Below are 3571 nucleotides of genomic sequence, written 5' to 3'. Positions count from 1 at the left end.
GATTGTCTATGCGGTAATTTCTTTGCCAGTTTTACCGCGTAGCTCTCCATCGGGGTGGCCTCTAGCATCCAGGCGTGTCCTCAGGTCACCCGGCGAAACCAGACTCGAGTCTTGAGTACGCGAATCTTGCGGCTCGACTCGAAGAGGACCTGTTCGCGCGGCACGGACCCATGATCGGCGGAGCCGCATTGCATGCTGCCCTGGGATATCCGTCCGCCACCGCTTTCCGGATGGCTCTGGCCCGGGACCGAGTGCCGATCCCCGTGTTTCCCTTGGACCATCGTCGGGGGAAATTCGCGTTGGTCACGGAACTTGCCGCGTGGCTCGCCAGGCAGCGGCTCGGCCTTCCACCACAGCCGCCTGCGCGGTAGAGGAGCACCCCCATGACCGACTAGCCGTGAATTGGCCAGGCAGAAAGACGAACGCCCCAGTGCTTCGAACACTAGGGCGTCGCTCGCCGTCGCCGGCGGGTGAAGCAAAGGGATGCTTGAAAGGCACGTCCATTGTCATCGTCCTTCAGCGGGGTGTCAACGCCTCGCGCGGCCTCTCTTCTCGCCGGTTGCCTGCGGCGAGACGCGAACTCCGATGCGAGTCGCCTTGGCTCGCCGGGCCCCGCAACCCAGCAAGAAGGACATTGTGAAATGGGATACGAGCTTCCGCTACGCGAAGTGACGCGTAGTTTCAGAAATTATTTCGACACTTCGGTCAGTTGGGCCGTCCGAGAGCACAAGTACGGCGGTCTTGACGCTCGCTACAAGGGTGGCAAGCGACGTCTGGTAAGGCTGACCGATCCGTTCAGTCTGCAGCCCCTGGAGTTCGGGACGCCGTTGCGCGCCGACAACTTCCTCCTTCGCTGCCTGTGCCCGGGCGCGGTCGCCAGCGAGGTTCCCGCAGGCGGAGGGTTGCGCTATTTTCAGTTCGGCAAGCGCTGGAAGGTCCCCTGCCACCTGATCACGGAGTTCGTCGATGGGGTGCGCACGGCCGACCTTGTCCAGGACGCTTCGGGCGAAGTGCACGGCGGTGGGCCCGACTGGCAGCAGTTGCGCGAAGTCGCTGTCGCCTTCGATGTAGTGCCTTGCCTGCGTCGCGAGTCCGAGATTCGTGCCAATCCGACGCTGCTATGCAACCTCGATCGGGTCCTGCAGCACCTGCTTTGCTACAACCGAAACGACCTCGACCAGCAAGACAGGGTTTGCGCGGTCGTTCCCTCGGAAGGTCGGATCCGGGTCGAAGACGTGTACGGCGAGCTGCAATCGTCGCGAACGCCGATTCCGGCGCAGGAGGTCGATTCGGCGCTGTTCCGGCTGTACCGGGAAGGCAAGCTGCAGATCAACTTGGCGGAGGTGAGCTATGGCCCGAGCTCGACAGTTTCCCAAGCGTGATTGCCCGCGTGGCGGCGCCGGCAGCGACCATCAGGCACCGCAGGAAGATCGCGGAAAGATGCAGCCGCCGCCCCTTGGGCGCATGCAGCGCGTACTGGGCACCTCCCTGTTTGCGGCTGTGCCCCAGCTGATCATGATGGACAACGGACCGACCTATGGGGGAGACCAGCCATGGATGCTGCTGCTCACCCGTCGGTAGTCCTCGACCTGGAGGCGCGCGCCTCACAGTGCCGCGGCGGCCGCAACAACATTCCGGCGCCCTACCGGGACATGGCGACGTGGCCCGGTTTCGATGAGACGGTCCTGCCCGCGAAGGACAAGGCGCGATACCGCAGGCTGCGCGACGCGAGCAGTCTGTACCTGAAAGACAAGCCTCTGAGCGAGGTCACTGCCGTCGCGCAGATCAGCGAGCGGCGCTTCCTGAGAATCTTCGCCCGCGCATTTGAGCGGGATGCGTCCGGCGCCATCATCGGATGTCGCGCCTTCGCCAAAGGCGCGTACATCACCCCGCCCCAGCGCACGCACCTTAACCCGCCAAGCGCGGACGGCAAGGGTGGCTTCTCCGGGGCATTTCGCCTGCTCTTCAAGGAGCACCCCGAGATCGAAAACAAGCTGATTACCTATCTGAATGGTTTTGGGCTGCGCGGGCTGCGGCCGAATCGACTCATGTTCCGCGGAATCCACCGAAAGTTCGGGAAGCTTTGTGTGGAAGAGGGGATCGGGCCCAAGGAGTATCCGCTAAACACCAGCGAGAAGGGCAGGCGGGCGCTGCGCCTGTGGATCGACTCGACCTACCTGCCCAAGTACGCCTCGCGCTTCGTGCACCTCGAGCACGGCAAGGACGCGGCGGACTTGCTGCAATATGGCGAAGGCACGGGGACGGCAGATCGGGAGTACGGGGGCTACGGTGCCTGGATCATCGATGCGACAACCGTCGATCTGGAGGCTCGCTACGAACTTCCTTCTCCGATGGGCGACTGGGAAAGCCTGGACTTGCGCAGGTTTCAACAGCTTCGCTGCATTCACAAGGGGACCTCAGCCAATCTCGCGAATCGGCAGGTCTACACGCCTCAGGTTTCGGGCCACGATATCAGCATCCTGTTTTGGGACGCGGTGAATGGGCCGGAGCCGGTCGCGGAGGTGATACCAGGTGCGAAGGCCGAACCCGATGCCGGCTACCCGGCATGCGTGATTCCGGAGTTGCGATTTGCTATTCCATCGGTCGTCTATCTCGACAATGCGCTCGCCCACCTGGCCGACGTCGTCCAGCATTTGGTGGCGAATCTCTTTGGCGCGAAGGTGATTCTGGGCAGCCCCAAGACCCCTCACGAACGAGCGCAGGTGGAAAGCAAATTCAGCCTGCAGGCGCGACGGGTCGTCCACCAACTGCCAGGGACGACGGGCAGCAATCCTCGGGACCCCCGTCGCAAGACCCACGCGGTCAAGGTGGATCAGAAGGTCCGGGCGGAAGAGATCGAGCAGGTCCTGGACATCAACGCCCGCAACGAAAACGCGCTACCGGCGGCCGGCGCTCACAACGTGGCACCACTGGAGCGGCTGCGCCGCTTGCTCTCGGCAGGCGCCCTCAAGCCCAACTACCTTCCGGCGGACAAGAGAAAGGCGCACTACTTCAGCAAGCCGCATCCCGTCACCGTGAAGGTCGACACGCCGACGGGACGGCGGCCCTACGTGAACTACCTGTACCAACGCTACTCCAGCAATTCGCTGGCCAAGAGATTCGATTTGAAGGGCCAGCGCATGTGGGTTCGCCCGGACTTCCGCAACATCCGCACCGTCATGCTGTTCGACGACACGGGGCGTGAGTTCGGGCCGATCCAGGCGTTGGGGCACTGGGGAACGTTTCCCCACGACGCACGCATCCGCCGGATCTTCGGCAAGCTCAAGCGCGAGGGGGAACTTGGTCCACGCGCTGACGACCAGCCGCTGGAGGCCCTCTTCGAGCACCTGCGCAACAAGGCACCGCGCGATCCGAACGCCGCGCTCCAGCTGACGCATCTGATCCAGTACCTGCGGCGCCATGAGTTCGCCATGGGGCCGGAGATGACCCAGGGTTTCGCGGACTGGGAGGCGGCATCCAAGGCAGCCCAGTCCATCGAGATCCTGCCGCTCACGACGCTGCGCCCCTCCAACGCCGCGCCTGTGCATCCCGCAGCCGCATCGTCGACGAA

Annotated in this window: 2 protein-coding genes; both read left to right on the top strand. The window is 63.7% G+C overall.

Features of this window, described 5'->3' with window-relative positions; genetic code table 11:
- The first annotated feature begins 641 nt into the window (after nucleotides 1-641).
- Entirely contained in the window at nucleotides 642-1382 is a 741-nt protein-coding gene (locus tag FN976_RS28640) for a hypothetical protein (RefSeq protein WP_145897503.1), read from the top strand.
- A gap of 171 nt (nucleotides 1383-1553) precedes the next feature.
- Nucleotides 1554-3571: hypothetical protein (locus FN976_RS28635; protein ID WP_145897501.1), on the top strand; the 2018-nt coding region annotated here is incomplete at its 3' end.

This window comes from Caenimonas sedimenti (assembly GCF_007833165.1).
In the GTDB taxonomy this organism is placed as follows: Bacteria; Pseudomonadota; Gammaproteobacteria; order Burkholderiales; family Burkholderiaceae_C; genus Ramlibacter; species Ramlibacter sedimenti.
The sequence above is the reverse complement of the archived record's forward strand: the minus strand, read 5'-3'. Positions and strand labels throughout refer to the sequence as shown.

What these genes read in the sequence shown, in the direction of transcription:
- FN976_RS28640 (WP_145897503.1), top strand. Translation starts at nt 642, where the DNA reads ATGGGATACGAGCTTCCGCTACGCGAAGTGACGCGTAGTTTCAGAAAT.